Consider the following 15,759-nt stretch of genomic DNA (forward strand, 5'->3'; position numbering starts at 1 on the left):
CCAGGATACGCATGACGAACCGTTACGCCGATCGCTCGACGCAGCGCCGCCCGCGCATCCCTTCCATTCTATCAACTTTTTCAACAGCAAAGCCGGCGGTCTGTGCCGGCCAGGCAACCCACCGGGCTGCGAGGAAGCGGCTTATATGGCGGATGCATGACGGCTGTCAAACACGATCTTCACCGGCACGTCATTTTTTTCAAAACCCATGCCCCTCATAGGGCCGACGCGGCGGCGGAGCGGCCGCCATCGCGCGCGAAGCTTCTTATGCAGAGACAGGAAAACCCGCTAACGCGCCGATTTACGGGTGGAAAAGGCTGCAGCTATTCGGCTAAAACCGACCGGGGCTGATCGTCATGGGAATGGGGAGCGGCCGCAGCCTCCCAGTCGGACGTGCCTTGCGGCGGCGTCTCGATAGCGGCAGGAGCGGGCGCTGACGGATCGGCATCGAGGCGAGGACAAGAAACATCCGGGACGATCGGGCGGGTTCATGGGGCGCAGAAGCGGCTGGCGTAGGCGATATCGAAATCTTCCTCTCTCGGCGCGGATTCCGATCGCCGCCACGATGATCCCGCTGGCGTTCGCCGCCGGGTGCATCGGCGGGTTCCTCCGTCTCCGGCCGGTGGCGGTCGGCGCGGTCGGAACGGCGGCCGTCACGATCGGCTTCGTCGGCGCGCTTGCCGCGCTGGCCCCGCTGAGCGGGACAAACGGGCCGGAGCGCGCGCACGCGCAGAACGTCGACGATGTCCTGCTGGCCGCGGCACCGCTCCCGCCGACGTCGGCGATGATCGTCGACATCCCCGACCGCCCGTCGCGGCCCCCCCTCGAACCCGGCGCGCTGCAGCCGGCCGAGCGGACCGTGCATGTCGGCCGCGGCGACACGCTGCTCAAGCTGCTGATGGACCAGGGCTTCGACCGCAACGACGCGCATGAGGCGATCGACGCCCTGCGGCCGGTCTACGATCCCCGCCGCCTGCGCATCGGTCAGGCCATCACCCTCACCTATGTGCCGCAGCCAGCCGTGGATCAGCCGGGCGAAGCCGCGCAGCGCAGCCTCGTCGGCCTGCGGCTCTCCAAGAGCTACGACCGCGAGGCGGTCGTCGGCCGGGTGGTCGAGGGTGGCTTCGAGGCGTTCGAAAGCGAGAAGCAGCTCGATCTGCAGGTGGCGCGGGCCAGCGGCAGCATCCGCAACAGCCTGTTCGAGGACGGCGCGTCCGAGGGCGTGCCGGCGCGGGTCATGGTCGATTACATACGCCTGTTCAGCTACGACGTGGACTTCCAGCGCGACATCCATGCGGGCGACCGCTTCGACCTGCTGTTCGAGCGCTATCAGGACAGCGAGGGGGCGATCGCCCACGACGGCCAAGTGCGCTATGCCGCGCTGACCGTCGCCGGCAAGACCTATCGCTTCTACCGCTTCGAGACTCAGGACGGCGAGGTCGACTATTACTCCGAGAACGGCGAGAGCGTCAGGAAGGCGCTGCTCCGCACGCCGATCGACGGAGCCCGCCTGTCCTCGGGCTTCGGCATGCGCCGCCACCCGATCCTGGGCTATTCCAAGATGCACCGCGGCATCGACTTCGCCGCGCCGACGGGCACGCCGATCATGGCCGCCGGCAACGGCACCGTACGCTTCGCCGGCCGCCGCGGCGGCTACGGCAAGTATGTGAGCATCCGCCACAACGCGGAATACGACACGGCCTATGCCCACATGAGCCGGATCGCCCCGGACGTCACACCCGGCAAGCGGGTGAAGCAGGGCGACATCATCGGCTATGTCGGGACTACCGGCCGGTCGACCGGCCCGCACCTGCACTACGAGGTGATGGTCAACAACCAGCAGATCAACCCGATGAGCATCAAGCTGCCGAGCGGCACGAAGCTCGCCGGCAAGGACCTCGCGCGCTTCCGGGCGGTACGCCGCGCCATCGAGGAGCGGCTGGACCGGATGCCCTCCAGCACGCTGATCGCCCAGGCCCCTGCCGACTGACCCGGAGCAACACTGACCCGGAGCGACACGGCTGTCCGGACAGAGTCCGGACAGCGCTGGAAACCCGCCTCGCCCTTGATATGATCCGCCCCGACGCTCGGCGGCGCCAGGTGATGGCGCGGCCCGGCGAACTGCGTCCACAAGCATCAACGCACACGATCCGGAGGAACAGATGACAACCCGTACCGGCCTCGCGCGGCCCGTCGCCGTCGCAAGCCTCGTCGCGGGCGCCCTCGCCCTGGGTGCCGGCGCCGCGGCAGCGGCCGAAGCCAAACTGCCCAGGACCATGGTGTGGACCGCCTACGACCTGGGCTCCAGCGGCTATGCCGAAGCCTCGGGCATCGCCAACGCCCTGATGAAGAAGTACGACATGCGGGTGCGCATCGTGCCCTCCGGAACGTCGATCGGCCGCCTGCTGCCGGTGACGACCGGCAAGGCCGGCTACGGCTACCTCGCCAACGAGACCTATTTCGCCGCCGAAGGCAGCTACGATTTCGCCACCCAGCAGTGGGGACCGCAGGACCTGCGCATCGTGCTCGGCCGCCTCGCGGGCAACGGCCTCGCCTGCGCCGGGGATGCCGGGATCGACACGCTGGCCGACCTGAAGGGCAAGCGCATCGGCTATGTGAAGGGCAACCCGTCGGTCAACGTGAAGACCGACGCGTCGCTGGCCTTCGCGGGACTGACGCAGAACGACGTGCAGCCCGTGTGGTTCGGCAGCTACGGCGCGCTGAAGACGGCGATCATCGCCAACCAGCTGGACTGCTTCAGCAGCGTCACGACCTCGGCCAACACGCGCGAGATGGAAGCCAGCCCGCGCGGCATCGCATGGCCGGAGTTCCCGCCGGAGGACAAGGCCGGCTGGGAGCGCATCAGCGCCGTCGCCGACTTCTTCCAGCCGCTCAAGGAGACGGCGGGTGCGGGCATCTCCAAGGAGAAGCCGAAGAACCTGATCGGTTATCGCTACCCGATGATCGTCACCTACGCCCGCCAGTCCGACGACGAGGTCTACGCCCTGATCAAGGGCATCGACGAAGTCTTCGAAGACTTCGCCGGCACCACCGGTAGCGCCCAGAACTGGGCCCTGAACATCGCCGGCAAGCCGCCGGCGGACGCCCCCTGGCACGACGGCGCCATCCGCTACCTGAAGGAGAAGGGCGTGTGGGATGCCGAGGCGCAGGCCTGGCAGGAGCAGCGCCTGGAGCGGCTGAAGAAGGTCATGTCCGCCTGGGACGCCGCGACCGAGAAGTTCAACACCTGGCGCGGCGAGGAGCAGAAGAAGGGCAACAAGGTCGATCCCGACGACGCCTGGCCCAAGTTCTGGAACGACTACCGCATCGAGCAGGGCCTCGGCCCGGCACTCTGACCGGCGCCCCTCCGGGGCATCGGACGAAACTGCGGAAGGGCCGGCCGATGCCGGCCCTTTTCGTTTGCGCGCAAGGCGGCGTCGACCGCGTGATCGCGCTACTCCGGCACGCGTGTGCAGGCTATCCTCTCGCCACTGGAGAAACCGGCTGTACCGGTTCGCAGGACGACATCAACGGGAGGATGGACGAGATGAGAACGACAAAGGGAGCCGGCCGGCTTCTCGCCGGCGTGGCGGCGGGCGCCGTCATGGCGGCAACCGCCGCCGCAGCCGCAGCCGCAGACGCGAAGCTGCCGGGCACCATGGTGTGGACCGCCTACGACCTGGGCTCCAGCGGCTATGCCGAAGCCTCCGGCATCGCCAACGCCCTGATGAAGAAACACGACACGCGGGTCCGGATCGTGCCCTCGGGCACCTCGATCGGACGGCTGCTGCCGGTGACGACCAGCAAGGCGAGCTACGGCTACCTCGCCAACGAAGCCTTTTTCGCGACCGAGGGCACCTACGATTTCGCGGTCCCGCAATGGGGCCCGCAGGATCTGCGCATCGTGCTCGGCCGGCTCGCCGGCGGCGGCATGTCCTGCGCCGGAGACCTGGGCATCAAGACGCCTGCCGACATGAAGGGAAAGCGCATCGGCTATGTGAAGGGCAACCCGTCGGTCAACGTGAAGACCGACGCTTATCTGGCCTTCGGCGGGCTCACGCAGGCCGATGTCGTGCCGGTCTGGTTCGGCAGCTACAACGCCCTGAAGACGGCCGTCATCTCCAACCAGCTCGACTGCTTCGGCAGCGTCACCACCTCGGCGAACGCGCGCGAGATAGAGGCGAGCCCGCGCGGCCTCGCCTGGCCGGAGTTCGCGCCCGAGAACAAGGAGGGGTGGGCCAAGATCTCCAAGGTGGCCGATTTCTTCCAGCCCTACCGGGAGACGGCCGGCGCCGGCATCTCCAAGGAGAAGCCGAAGGATATCGTCGGCTACCGCTACCCGATGATCGTCACCTACGCCCGCCAGTCCGACGACGAGGTCTACGCCCTGATCAAGGGCATCGACGAAGTCTTCGAAGACTTCGCCGGCACCACCGGCAGCGCCCAGAACTGGGCCCTGAACATCGCCGGCAAGCCGCCGGCGGACGCCCCCTGGCACGACGGCGCCATCCGCTACCTGAAGGAGAAGGGCGTGTGGGATGCCGAGGCGCAGGCCTGGCAGGAGAAGCGCCTGGAGCGGCTGGCAACGGTCATGGCGGCCTGGGACGAGGCCACGGACAAATACACGACGTGGCGTGCGGACGAGGAGAAGAAGGGCAACAAGGTGAACCCCGAGGAGTCCTGGCTGAAGTTCTGGAACGACTACCGCATGGAGAAGGGCCTGGGCCCCGCATCCTGATCGGGCATCCTGATCGGGCCTGCCGATCCGGGCAGCCGCTTCCGGCAGTCCGGATCGGCGGCGGCACGGCGGGAGCCGCGACGCTTTTCCCGCCGCGCCGTACGCACCACATGCGCCACCCGACGTTTGGTCTGGAGGGCGGACCGGTTACTGTGCGCCCTTGCCGATGCAGTACGGAGCGCCCCTTGTCTCGATTCCCCTCGATATCCTGCCGGCCGGCCGCCATCGGCCTCGCCGCCCTCGTCTCTCTCGTGCTGCCCCTGACCGGCCCCGCGACGGCCCAGGAGAAGCGGTCGAACGATCCCGTGGTCGCGACCGTCGGCAAGGAGGAGATCCACCGCTCCGAGGTGGACGCCACCATCAAGCTGTACGGCGCCGAACTGTCCAAGCTGTCGCCCGGCGAACAGGCGACGGTCGCCCTGGACCGGCTGATCGATGCCAAGCTGGTCATGAACGAGGCGAAAGACCGCAAGCTCGACGAGGATCCCGTAGTCAAGCGTCAGCTGGAAGAGGCGCAGCGCCGCATCCTGCAGCAGGCGCTGCTCGGCAAGGTCATCGCCGCGGCCACCACGGAGAAGGCCGTCAAGGAGCGGTATGCCCAGGACTTCGCCAAGGGCAAGGGAATGAAGCAGGTGAAGGCCCGCCACATCCTGACCTACACCCAGGGCGAAGCCGAAGCGGCGATCAAGGCACTGGAGGGCGGCGCCGACTTCAGCAAGCTCGCCGACGAGCGCTCGGTCGACAACAGCAGCAAGGGCGGCGAGCTCGGCTGGTTCTCGCGCAGCGACATGGTGCCGGCCTTCGGCAAGGCCGCTTTCGACCTCGAGAAGGGCAAGTACACCAAGGTGCCGGTCGAGAGCCAGTTCGGCTGGCACGTCATCGTCGTGGACGACATCCGCACGCAACCGGCACCGCCCTTCGAGAAGGTCAAGGACGAGTTGGAACAGCGGCTGGCCCAGGAGGCGGTCGTCGGCATGATCACCGACCTGCGCCGCAAGGCGAAGATCGAAAAGGTCCACTGATCCCGGCGGGTACCCGCCCCCCGGAGGCTGAAGCGCCCAGGCTGAGGCGCTGAGGCTGGAAGCGCTGAGGCTCAGGCAGCCGCCCAGTCGCGGTGCCGCCAGATCGTCAGGCGGAAGATCACCGCGCCGGCGAGGCTGAGCCCGCCGACGCCGATCGCCATCGGAATCGCCGTACCGTCGTAGAAGAGGCCGACGACGAAGGTGGCGCACGCCGCCGTCGTCATCTGCACGAATCCGAGCAGCGCCGAGGCCGCACCGGCCATCTCGCGGTACGGCCCGACCGCCCCCGCCATGGAATTGTGGATGATGATGCCCATGGCATAGGCGTAGACCATCATCGGCCCCAGGATGGTCGGCACGGTCACGATCCCGCAGAAGATAAACCCCGCCAGGGTGAGCCCGGCGGCAGCGCCCAGCGCGGTGCCGTAGGCCAGCATCCGGTCGATGCCGACGCGCTGGGTGATGCGGCCGGTGACGTAGGAACTGACCGTCCAGGCCGCCGCGGTCGCCAGGAAGAACGAGCCGAACGTCTCCGGCGACAGGTGCAGGACGCCCAGGAAGACGTGCGGCGACGCCGTCATGTAGGAGTAGACGCCGGCGAACATGCAGCCCAGCGTCGCGGCGTAGCCGACGAAGACGCGCTGGCGCAGCAGGTCGCCGTAGTTGCGCAGCATGCGCGCCGGGCCGAGCGCGTAGCGATCGCTGCGCCGGTTGGATTCGTGCAGCAGGAGCAGCGTTCCGACCAGCAGCAGCACGCTCAGCACGACCATCAGCCAGAAGGAGGCGCGCCAGCCGAGATGCGTCTCGATGATGCCGCCGAGCCAGGGCCCGAAGGCGGGCACGATGCCCATCGCCGCGCCGATATAGGCCAGCACGCGCGCCGCCTGCTCGCGGCCGTAGAGGTCCACCACCACGGCGCGCGCCAGGACCGGCGCACCGCAGGCGCCGATCGCCTGCACGAGCCGGGCGGCGACCAGGAGCTCGACCGTCGGGGCCAGGGAACAGCCGATCCCGCCGACCAGGTAGACGACGAGCGCACCGACCAGCAGCGGCCGGCGGCCGAAGCGGTCCGAGAGGGGACCGTAGAGCAGCTGGCCGGCGGCGAAGGCGAAGAAGAAGCTGGTCACCGTCAGCTGGACCATCGCCACCGTGGTGCCGAGGTCGGCCACCATCGAGGGCAGCGAGGGCAGGTACAGGTTGATCGTCACGGGCGGCACCGCCGTGAGGGCGGCGAGGAGCGCCGTCACGACGACGGGTGAGCGGGGGCGCATGCTGGGTCCGATACGGCGGGAGCGGCCTTGTAGCTGCCGGTCGATGACCGAAGCAAGGCGCGGACCATGCGCCGGACGCGACCCTGCCCCGCGCGGCGGCGCACGCCGGAACGGGCGCTGCCGGGTTGTGCCTCTCAGCGCACCGCGAGCAGGGCCGCCGCCAGTTCGGCGAAGCCGGCGCCGCCGGCCGCCGCCGTCACCCATTGCGGTTCCGCCGCCAGCCGGCCCGCGAAAGCGCGCACGTTGGCGACGCCGACGGCATTGTCGAAGAAGCCGAACATCGGCGCGTCGTTGGGCGAGTCGCCGGCGAAGACCAGCGTCGCGCGTGCGGCGTCGATGTCGATGCCGCGGGTCTGGGCGAGGAAAAGCCGGCTGGTGCTCAGCTTGTCCCAGTCGCCGAACCAGCCGTTGACGTGGATCGAGCTCACCTTGGCGACGGCGCCGGCGGCCTCGAACATGGCGACGATCTCGGCGACCGCAGTCTCCGGCAGCGGCGCCACGTCTTCGCGGAAGTCGATGGCGAGGTCCGCCTCGCGGTAGAGCTGGTCGGAGGCGATAGCCGACCCGGGCACCGCCGCCAGGATCCGTTCGCCGAGCGCGGCCAGGCGTGCCCGGTCGGCGGCGCGAACGCCGGCGTCACGGGCGAACCAGCGCTCCATCCGTCGCGCGGCATGGTCGTAGCGGAACCAGAAGGCGCCATTCTCGCCGACCACGCCGTCGACCGGCCACATCCGCGCGATGTGATCGCACCACCCGGCCGGCCGGCCGGTGATCGCCGCCACGAACAGGCCGGCCTCCTGCAGCGCCGCCAGCGCGGCGTAGGCGTCCGCGGTCAGGCGGCCGTCGGTCGTCAGCGTATCGTCGATGTCGGTGAGCACCCCCACCACGCCCCGCCGCGCCGCCGCCGGAAACTCGGCCAATGGCCGCATGCGCATCCCCACGTCTCCACAAATCCGGCGCCCCGGCCGGTCCGGATGCATCATACCAGGCCAACACGCTTGCACCCCGCCCCCGCCCCCCCTATTTTGCGCCCCGCGCCGATGTAGCTCAGCGGTAGAGCAACTGATTCGTAATCAGTAGGTCCCCGGTTCAAATCCGGGCATCGGCACCATTCAAAGCAGATGTTCAGATCGTCCTCGCTGCCAGCGCCGCGTTTCGCCAAGCGCCGGGAGTGAAGCGGGCGGCGTTGACCGTCGGCGCACATCGCACGTTCGCGATGTATTTGCAGCGCGCTGCACGTCGTAGCGATAAGCCCGATGACGGCTGCCCATACCACGACCATAGAGACTGCCGGAGAGCGCCAGTCCGGTCGCCACAATGCCGTCGGAACCGCGCCCGAAGAGCAGGATGGCGCAACCGATCCCGATGAGATCGGCCAGGAACAGCGCCCCGAATCGAATCACCCAGCGGGTGCGCAAATCGGCACCTAGTTTGACGGTTGGTTCCCCCAGGCTCGCCTACATCTGTTGATACAGCGTAAAGCGGAAGCCCCTGCCCGCTCGCTCGTCGCGTCGGCAGATCGCCGCTCGCAGCGGGTGTAACTGGGGTGCGCCAAGTTGGGCCCCAGCGAACATCGAAAAGACGCCGGGGCGGAAAGGGCAGCTGACCCATTGAAATCGCGTGGTAGCGGGAGAGGGATTTGAACCCCCGACCAAGGGATTATGATTCCCCTGCTCTACCGCTGAGCTATCCCGCCGACGCGATGGGTCCGGCGAGCCGCCGGAGCGCGGGCGTATATGCGGGTTGGGCCGCCGGCTGTCAAGCGGCGGAGGAGCCTGCCCGTCTCGCTGCGGCGGGACGGTCGATCCAGCCGCCGCCAAGTACCCGGTCGCCGTCGTAGAAGACGCAGGCTTGGCCGGGCGCCACGCCGAAAAGCGGCTCGACCGGCCGGATGCGGGCACGCGCGGGGCCGTCGGTGGCGATGTCGGCGGCGGCCGGGGCGGCGGCCGACCGCGTCTTGATCTCGACCCGCCGCGGCCCGTCGCCCAGTGGCGCATCACCCAGCCAGTTCACCTCGGATACCGTGAAGTCGCCGCAGGCGAGCGCCGCCCGGGGGCCGACCACGACGCGCCGCGCCTCGGCCTCCAGCCGCACCACATAGAGCGGCGCCTGCTCGTCCCCGCGCGCACCCAGGTCGAGGCCACGGCGCTGCCCCACGGTATAGTGGATCACGCCGCGATGGCGCCCCAGCACGGTCCCGTCCAGCGCGACGATGTCGCCGGGCTCGGCCGCACCGGGGCGCAGCTTCTCCACGACCGCCGCATAGCGGCCCTGCGGCACGAAACAGATGTCCTGGCTGTCCGGCTTCTCGGCTACGGGCAGGTCGAACGCCTGGGCCAGCCGGCGCACCTCCGGCTTCTCCATGCCGCCCAGCGGGAAGCGCAGGAAGTCGAGCTGCTCGCGGGTGGTGGCGAACAGGAAGTAGCTCTGGTCGCGGTCGGGATCGACGGCGCGCAACAGTTGCGCCCCCGTCGGCCCCGGCATCCGCCGGACGTAATGCCCGGTGACGAGCGCCGCCGCGCCGAGGTCGCGCGCGGTGGCCAGCAGGTCGCGGAACTTGACGCGCTGGTTGCAGCGCACGCACGGGATCGGCGTCGCGCCGGCAAGGTAGGTGTCGGCGAAGTCGTCCATCACGTCGGCGCGGAACCGATCCTCATAGTCCAGCACGTAGTGCGGAAAGCCGATACGCTCCGCCACGCGGCGCGCGTCGTGGATGTCCTGGCCGGCGCAGCACGACCCCGGCCGGGCCGCCGTCGCGGCGCCGTGATCGTAGAGCTGCAGCGTCACGCCGACGACATCGTAGCCCTCGCGCGCCAGCATGGCGGCCGCGACGGAACTGTCGACGCCGCCCGACATGGCGACGACGACCCGCGTCACTGCGGGCGGGAGGGCGATCCCGAGAGAGTTCGTGGCGGCGGATACGATCATGCCCCCGAATATAGAAGGGCGCCGACGGGCCGCAATCGCGGCACCACGGTCCGCACCGCCTCCTGCGGGAAGGATGCGGACGGCGGAGACTGCGGCCTTGCGGCGACGACGCGGTCCCCCGATATTGGCGCCGCTCCCTCTCTCCTGGTCGAGGGCCGCCTTGATCCCGACGGACGCGACAGCTCCGGAATCGGCCGACGCCGCAGCCACCGCGCCGCGACGGGTGGTGCTCGTGACCGGCATGTCCGGCGCGGGCAAGACGACAGCGCTGAAGGCGCTGGAGGATGCCGGATTTGAGGCGATCGACAACCTGCCGCTGCGGCTCCTGCGCAGCCTGATGACCGCGGGGGACGAAGTCTCCCGCGCGCTGGCGATCGGCGTCGACGTACGCACCCGCGATTTCGGCACCGAGCAGATGCTGGCCGAGATCGACCGCATCATGGACGAGCTCGGGCTGCCGGTCTTCATCGTCTTCCTCGACAGCGACGACGCCGTCATCGAGCGCCGCTATACGGAAACCCGCCGGCGCCACCCGCTCGCAGAGGATCGGGCACCGATTGACGGCATCCGCCACGAGCGCCGCCTGCTGGCGCCGCTGCGCGAGCGCGCCGACCTGCTCCTCGACACCACCGACCTCAACGTGCACGACCTGCGACGCGTGCTTCAGGGGAATTTCCGCCTGGATCGCGGCGCCGGCATGCACGTTTTCGTGACATCTTTCTCTTACCGCCGCGGTCTGCCGCGCGAGGCGGACCTTGTCTTCGACGTCCGGTTCCTCCGGAATCCGCATTACGAGGCGGAACTCCACGACCGGACCGGACAGGACGCCGACGTCGCCGCCTTCGTCGCCGCAGACGCGGGATTCGCGCCCTTCCTGGACAATCTGCTCGGCCTGCTCGACGTGCTGCTGCCGCGCTACGAGAGCGAGGGAAAGACGTATCTGACGATCGCCTTCGGCTGTACCGGCGGGAAGCACCGCTCGGTCTATCTCGCCGAGCGGGTCGGCGCGTGGATCCGCGCGCGCGGCATCAGCGCCCGCGTGGCGCATCGCGACATCGCGCGCCAGGACCCGCAGCCCCCGGGCCCGCAGCCCCCGAGCCCACAGAACGAACCGAGGGACTCCGTATGATCGGAATGGTTCTCGTCACCCATGGCCGGCTGGCCGACGAGATGCTGGCGGCCGCCGTGCACGTGACGGGTCCTCAGGAGCAGGCGCGCACCGTCTGCATCGGGCCGGACGACGACAACGAGGCCTGCCGTCGCCAGATCGTCGAGGCGATCGCCGCGGTCGACGACGGCGACGGTGTCGTCCTGCTGACGGACATGTTCGGCGGCACGCCGTCGAACCTCGCCATCTCCGTCCTCGACAAGGGGCGCGTCGAGGTCATCGCCGGCGTCAACCTGCCGATGCTCGTCAAGCTGGCCAGCGTCCGCCGTCAGTCGTCGCTGGAACAGGCGGTGGACTGTGCGGAGGAGGCGGGGCGGAAGTACATTAAGGTGGCGTCGCGGCATCTGGTCGACCCGAAGAAGTGACGATGCCGGAAACGCGGATCGTGACGATCGTCAACCAGCGCGGCCTGCACGCGCGCGCCGCCGGGAGGTTCGTGAAGCTGGCCGGAGGCTACGAGGCGAACGTCACGGTGAGCAGCCAGGGGGAGACCGTTTCGGGCCTGTCCATCATGGGATTGCTCATGCTCGGCGCGGCGCGCGGCGCGCGGATCGAGATCGCGGCGGACGGCCCGGAGGCGGCCGCCGCAGTCGATGCGCTGGCCGGCCTTGTAGAGACGGGCTTCGGCGAGGACGTCGGCCCTCCGCCCCCCCGGCCTTGAGAAATCCGGTCTCTGCTGGTATATGTCCCCGCGCCCGTTCGGGGCACGAGATCATACAAGCAATTCGGCACCTATTTTCTGCGCCGTCAGGAGCATTCGATGAGCACTGCCCACGATTACAAGGTCAAGGACATTTCGCTCGCCAAGTGGGGGCGCAGCGAGATCAACATCGCCGAGACCGAGATGCCCGGCCTCGTGGCCTTGCGTGAGGAATACGGCGCATCCAAGCCGCTGAAGGGTGCCCGGATCACCGGCTGCCTGCACATGACCATCCAGACCGCGGTTCTGATCGAGACGCTGACGGCGCTCGGGGCGGAGGTCCGTTGGAGCTCGTGCAACATCTTCTCGACCCAGGATCAGGCGGCCGCGGCGATCGCCGAGACGGGCGTCCCGGTGTTCGCCTGGAAGGGCGAGACCGAGGAAGAATACTGGTGGTGCGTCGAGCAGACGATCAAGGGCCCGGACGGCTGGACCCCGAACATGCTCCTCGACGACGGCGGCGACCTGACGCAGCTGATGCACGAGAAGTATTCCGAGATCATGAAGGACGTGCGCGGCGTCTCCGAGGAGACGACGACGGGCGTCCACCGCCTTTACGAGATGGCCAAGAAGGGCAAGCTGCTCGTCCCCGCCATCAACGTGAACGACTCGGTCACCAAGTCGAAGTTCGACAATCTCTACGGCTGCCGTGAGAGCCTGGTCGACGGGATCAAGCGCGCGACCGACGTGATGATGGCCGGCAAGCAGGCCGTCGTGGCTGGCTACGGCGACGTCGGCAAGGGTTCCGCACAGAGCCTGCGCAGCCAGGGCGCCCGCGTCATGGTGACCGAAGTCGACCCGATCTGCGCGCTACAGGCGGCGATGGAAGGCTTCGAGGTCGTGACGATGGAAGAGGCCGCACCGCGCGCCGACATCTTCGTCACCGCGACCGGCAACGTCGACATCATCACGATGGACCACATGCGGGCCATGAAGGACCGCGCCATCGTCTGCAACATCGGCCACTTCGACAACGAGATCCAGGTCGAAGGCCTGCGCAACATGAAGTGGCACAACGTCAAGCCGCAGGTCGACGAGATCGAGTTCCCGGACGGCAAGCGTATCCTGCTGCTCGCCGAGGGCCGCCTGGTGAACCTGGGCTGCGGCACCGGCCACCCGAGCTTCGTGATGAGCGCCAGCTTCACCAACCAGGTGCTGGCCCAGATCGAGCTGTGGCACAACGCCGGCAAGTACGAGAAGAAGGTGTACGTGCTGCCCAAGCATCTCGACGAGAAGGTCGCGGCGCTGCATCTCGGCAGGCTCGGTGCCAAGCTGACGAAGCTGTCGCCGAAGCAGGCAGAATATATCGGCGTGGCTGACACGGGCCCCTACAAGCCCGAGCCCTACCGCTACTGACGACCTCCCCGTCCGGCGCGCCGCAGCGGCGCGAAACCGTTGTGCGCCGGACGGGGCGCGCCTAAAGTTCGGCAGATGATGTCCTGGGGGGTCTTGCGGCACCTGCCGAAGCGCAGCGGGTTCGCGTCATGGCGGTAACGATCCTCGCCCTGACGGTGGCCGTGCTGTCGCTCGCCCTGGCGGCGCACCACCGGATCCGCTGCCGCCGCGCCGAACGAAGCTACGACGCTCTGGTCGGCCGGCTCGACCGGCACGAGGCCGCCCTCGCCCAGGCCCCGCTGGCCTACGTGTCCTGGGATCGCAGCGGCGACGACGAGTATCACAGCACCGGCCTGCCGCTCCTCCTCGGCCTCCACCCGACCGCCGCCGTCTCCTGGGAGATGCTGCGCGACAGGCTCATGCCGACCGACGGCGTGATGCTCGAGGATGCGGTCGCCGTACTGCTTCAGTCCGGCGAGAGCTTCTCCACCGTCGTGCGGACCAGCGACGCCAGTCGGGCGATCGCCGTGTCTGGCATGCGCGTGGACGCGGCGCGCCGGATGGACGTCCTCTGGCTGGCCGACGCGACCGTCGCCGCGGCCCCCATGGCGCAGCTGGCCGGTGACGCCGCGGCGCTCCGCGCCGAGCGCGACAGGTTCCTCGCATTGTTCGATGCGCTGCCGATGCCGATCTGGCAGCGTGCACGCGACATGTCGCTGGCCTTCTGCAATCGCGCCTACGCGCTCGCGGTCGACGCGCCGGCGCCCGCCGCCGCGCTGATCGACGGCAGGGAGATCGCGGCAGGGCTCGTGGACCCGTCCGGCCGCGCCCTGGCCGAACGTGCCGTGCGCACGGGCACCGCCCAGTCGGAGAGCCACCATCTGGTCGTCGCCGGATCGCGCCGTTTCTTCGAGTTCTGCGAGTTCCCGCTCGGCGGCGGCGGATTCGTCGGCGGCTACGCCCAGGATTTCACCGCGATGGAGAGCGTGCAGGCCGACTTGAACCTGCACATCGACGCCCATGCGGAGGTGCTGGAACAGCTCCGCTCCGGCATCGCGATGTTCGGCCCCGACGGCCATCTGAAGTTCTTCAACCGCGGCTATGCCGCACTTTGGCGCCTCGACACGGAATGGCTGGCCGAAGGCCCGCCGCTCGGCGAGATCCTGGAAGCCTTGCGCGAGCGTCGCCGCCTGCCCGAGGTCGTCGACTTCCGCGCCTATAAGCAGGCGCGACTCGCGATGTTCCAGGAGGTGATCGAGCCGCACGAGGAGTATCTCTATCTCCCCGACGACACGACCGTGCGCGAGATCGTGGCGCCGCATCCGCTCGGCGGACTCATGTTCCTCTACGAGGACGTGACCGACAGGCTGGCACTCGAAACCTCTTACAACACGCTGACGGCCGTACAGCGCGAGACCCTGAACGAACTGCGCGAAGGGGTTGCCGTCTACGGCACCGACGGGCGCATCAAGCTGTGCAACCCGGCCTTCCTGCGGCACTGGAACCTGGCGGAGAGCTTCGTCGGCAGCGAGCCGCACATCGCCGACGTCGTCGAGCGGAACAAGCCGCTGCTGCGCCACGAAGGGTCGTGGAACACGTTCAAGCAGTCGATGGTGGATCGCGTGATGCAGCGCGTCACCGGGGCCGGCCGTCTGCCGCTCACGGACGGGCGGGTCGTCGACTTCAACACGGTGCCGCTGCCGGACGGCAGCGTCCTGTACAGCGAGACCGACGTCACCGACAGCTACAACATCGAACGTGCGCTGGTGGAACGGAATGAGGCGCTGCAGGAGGCCGACCGCCTCAAGACCGAGTTCCTGGCCAACGTGTCCTACGAACTGCGCACGCCGCTCAACACGATCATCGGCTTCACCGAGATCCTGTCGAACGCCTATTTCGGCGACCTCAACCTGCGCCAGACCGAGTACACGAAGGGCATCCTCGAGGCTTCGCAGCGGCTGCTGGCCCTGATCAACGACATTCTCGACCTCGCGATGGTCGAGGCCGGCCAGCTCACGCTGGAGCCCGAGCAGATCGACGTTCCGGCCCTGCTGGAGAGCGTTCTCGGCCTCGCCCGGGAACGCGCCCGGAACCAGAACCTGGAGATCGCCGCGGAGACCGCACCCGATGCGGGCTCGATCGTCGCCGACGGGCGGCGCCTGCGGCAGGTCCTCTTCAACCTGGTCAGCAACGCCGTCAAGTTCACCCCGCCCGGCGGCCACGTGACGCTGCGCGCCCGCCGGGTGGACGGGCAACTGGCGATCGAGGTGTCGGACGACGGCATAGGCATCGTGAAGGAAGACCTGAACCGCGTCTTCGACGCCTTCGAGCGCGGCCGCGCCGGCGCGGAACCGCCACTGGGCGAGCAGCGCACCGCGGGCGCCGGTCTCGGCCTGACCCTGGTCAAGAAGTTCATCGAAATGCATGGCGGCCGCATCGAACTGCGGTCCACGCTGGGCGAGGGTACGACCGTCACCTGCTGGCTCCCCGCCGACCGCACCGACCTGATCGAGGCGCCGCGCGAACCGGCGCTGCAGCAGGCGCCCCCGATTCGCCGCCTGCTGCCCTGAGAGGCCACGCCCCGGGGAGACGGCATC

Annotated in this window: 12 protein-coding genes and 2 tRNA genes; 10 read left to right on the forward strand and 4 right to left on the reverse strand. The window is 68.8% G+C overall.

The window, feature by feature from the left end; translation table 11 throughout:
* The first annotated feature begins 565 nt into the window (after positions 1 to 565).
* From ABIE65_RS07000 to ABIE65_RS07015, 4 genes are all read left to right on the forward strand, one after another.
* Complete coding sequence (locus ABIE65_RS07000) at positions 566 to 1,990, forward strand: peptidoglycan DD-metalloendopeptidase family protein (protein ID WP_354076614.1); 1,425 nt, start codon at positions 566 to 568, stop codon at positions 1,988 to 1,990.
* Between the two features lie 172 nt (positions 1,991 to 2,162).
* Positions 2,163 to 3,356 (forward strand): TAXI family TRAP transporter solute-binding subunit, encoded by a 1,194-nt coding sequence (locus ABIE65_RS07005; RefSeq protein ID WP_354076616.1) that lies wholly within the window; start codon positions 2,163 to 2,165, stop codon positions 3,354 to 3,356.
* Positions 3,357 to 3,547: 191 nt separating this feature from the next.
* The gene (locus ABIE65_RS07010) at positions 3,548 to 4,738 is read left to right on the forward strand and encodes a TAXI family TRAP transporter solute-binding subunit (protein ID WP_354076617.1); all 1,191 of its coding nucleotides are present in this window, start codon (positions 3,548 to 3,550) and stop codon (positions 4,736 to 4,738) included.
* Positions 4,739 to 4,923: 185 nt separating this feature from the next.
* Complete coding sequence (locus tag ABIE65_RS07015) at positions 4,924 to 5,760, forward strand: peptidylprolyl isomerase (RefSeq protein WP_354076618.1); 837 nt, start codon at positions 4,924 to 4,926, stop codon at positions 5,758 to 5,760.
* Between the two features lie 71 nt (positions 5,761 to 5,831).
* Here ABIE65_RS07015 and ABIE65_RS07020 read toward each other — a convergent pair whose 3' ends face one another.
* Positions 5,832 to 7,031 (reverse strand): multidrug effflux MFS transporter, encoded by a 1,200-nt coding sequence (locus ABIE65_RS07020; protein ID WP_354076619.1) that lies wholly within the window; start codon positions 7,029 to 7,031, stop codon positions 5,832 to 5,834.
* A 134-nt stretch (positions 7,032 to 7,165) separates the two neighbouring features.
* Positions 7,166 to 7,966 (reverse strand): HAD-IIB family hydrolase, encoded by an 801-nt coding sequence (locus tag ABIE65_RS07025; RefSeq protein ID WP_354076620.1) that lies wholly within the window; start codon positions 7,964 to 7,966, stop codon positions 7,166 to 7,168.
* A 101-nt stretch (positions 7,967 to 8,067) separates the two neighbouring features.
* Between ABIE65_RS07025 and ABIE65_RS07030 the strand changes: the two genes are divergently transcribed.
* A tRNA-Thr gene (locus ABIE65_RS07030) sits at positions 8,068 to 8,142 on the forward strand.
* 510 nt (positions 8,143 to 8,652) lie between these two features.
* On the opposite strand, the gene ABIE65_RS07035 is transcribed toward ABIE65_RS07030, so the two are convergent.
* Positions 8,653 to 8,727, reverse strand: a tRNA-Met gene (locus ABIE65_RS07035).
* Positions 8,728 to 8,789: 62 nt separating this feature from the next.
* Positions 8,790 to 9,959, reverse strand: coding sequence for a tRNA 2-thiouridine(34) synthase MnmA (gene mnmA / locus ABIE65_RS07040; RefSeq protein ID WP_354076622.1), 1,170 nt, complete (start codon positions 9,957 to 9,959; stop codon positions 8,790 to 8,792).
* A 160-nt stretch (positions 9,960 to 10,119) separates the two neighbouring features.
* Between mnmA and rapZ the strand changes: the two genes are divergently transcribed.
* The 5 genes from rapZ (at position 10,120) to ABIE65_RS07065 (ending at position 15,732) form a co-directional block, all read left to right on the forward strand.
* Positions 10,120 to 11,088, forward strand: coding sequence for an RNase adapter RapZ (gene rapZ / locus ABIE65_RS07045; protein ID WP_354076623.1), 969 nt, complete (start codon positions 10,120 to 10,122; stop codon positions 11,086 to 11,088).
* The gene (locus ABIE65_RS07050) at positions 11,085 to 11,492 is read left to right on the forward strand and encodes a PTS sugar transporter subunit IIA (RefSeq protein WP_354076625.1); all 408 of its coding nucleotides are present in this window, start codon (positions 11,085 to 11,087) and stop codon (positions 11,490 to 11,492) included. The genes rapZ and ABIE65_RS07050 overlap by 4 nt, the downstream gene beginning before the upstream one ends.
* 2 nt (positions 11,493 to 11,494) lie before the next feature.
* Positions 11,495 to 11,788 carry an HPr family phosphocarrier protein gene (locus tag ABIE65_RS07055; RefSeq protein ID WP_354076627.1) on the forward strand — a complete coding sequence of 98 codons (294 nt, stop codon included), beginning with the start codon at positions 11,495 to 11,497 and terminating at the stop codon, positions 11,786 to 11,788.
* 99 nt (positions 11,789 to 11,887) lie between these two features.
* Positions 11,888 to 13,183 (forward strand): adenosylhomocysteinase, encoded by a 1,296-nt coding sequence (ahcY, locus tag ABIE65_RS07060; protein WP_354076628.1) that lies wholly within the window; start codon positions 11,888 to 11,890, stop codon positions 13,181 to 13,183.
* Positions 13,184 to 13,311: 128 nt separating this feature from the next.
* Positions 13,312 to 15,732: a sensor histidine kinase gene (locus tag ABIE65_RS07065; RefSeq protein ID WP_354076629.1), complete on the forward strand. Its 2,421-nt coding sequence runs from the start codon at positions 13,312 to 13,314 to the stop codon at positions 15,730 to 15,732.
* Positions 15,733 to 15,759 lie beyond the last annotated feature (27 nt).

The organism is Constrictibacter sp. MBR-5 (genome assembly GCF_040549485.1).
Lineage (GTDB): Bacteria > Pseudomonadota > Alphaproteobacteria > JAJUGE01 > JAJUGE01 > Constrictibacter.

What these genes read in the sequence shown, in the direction of transcription:
- ABIE65_RS07005 (WP_354076616.1), top strand. Translation starts at nt 2,163, where the DNA reads ATGACAACCCGTACCGGCCTCGCGCGGCCCGTCGCCGTCGCAAGCCTC.
- ABIE65_RS07010 (WP_354076617.1), top strand. Translation starts at nt 3,548, where the DNA reads ATGAGAACGACAAAGGGAGCCGGCCGGCTTCTCGCCGGCGTGGCGGCG.
- ahcY (WP_354076628.1), top strand. Translation starts at nt 11,888, where the DNA reads ATGAGCACTGCCCACGATTACAAGGTCAAGGACATTTCGCTCGCCAAG.
- ABIE65_RS07050 (WP_354076625.1), top strand. Translation starts at nt 11,085, where the DNA reads ATGATCGGAATGGTTCTCGTCACCCATGGCCGGCTGGCCGACGAGATG.
- mnmA (WP_354076622.1), bottom strand. Translation starts at nt 9,959, where the DNA reads ATGATCGTATCCGCCGCCACGAACTCTCTCGGGATCGCCCTCCCGCCC.
- ABIE65_RS07055 (WP_354076627.1), top strand. Translation starts at nt 11,495, where the DNA reads ATGCCGGAAACGCGGATCGTGACGATCGTCAACCAGCGCGGCCTGCAC.
- ABIE65_RS07020 (WP_354076619.1), bottom strand. Translation starts at nt 7,031, where the DNA reads ATGCGCCCCCGCTCACCCGTCGTCGTGACGGCGCTCCTCGCCGCCCTC.
- ABIE65_RS07025 (WP_354076620.1), bottom strand. Translation starts at nt 7,966, where the DNA reads ATGCGCATGCGGCCATTGGCCGAGTTTCCGGCGGCGGCGCGGCGGGGC.
- ABIE65_RS07065 (WP_354076629.1), top strand. Translation starts at nt 13,312, where the DNA reads ATGGCGGTAACGATCCTCGCCCTGACGGTGGCCGTGCTGTCGCTCGCC.
- ABIE65_RS07000 (WP_354076614.1), top strand. Translation starts at nt 566, where the DNA reads ATGATCCCGCTGGCGTTCGCCGCCGGGTGCATCGGCGGGTTCCTCCGT.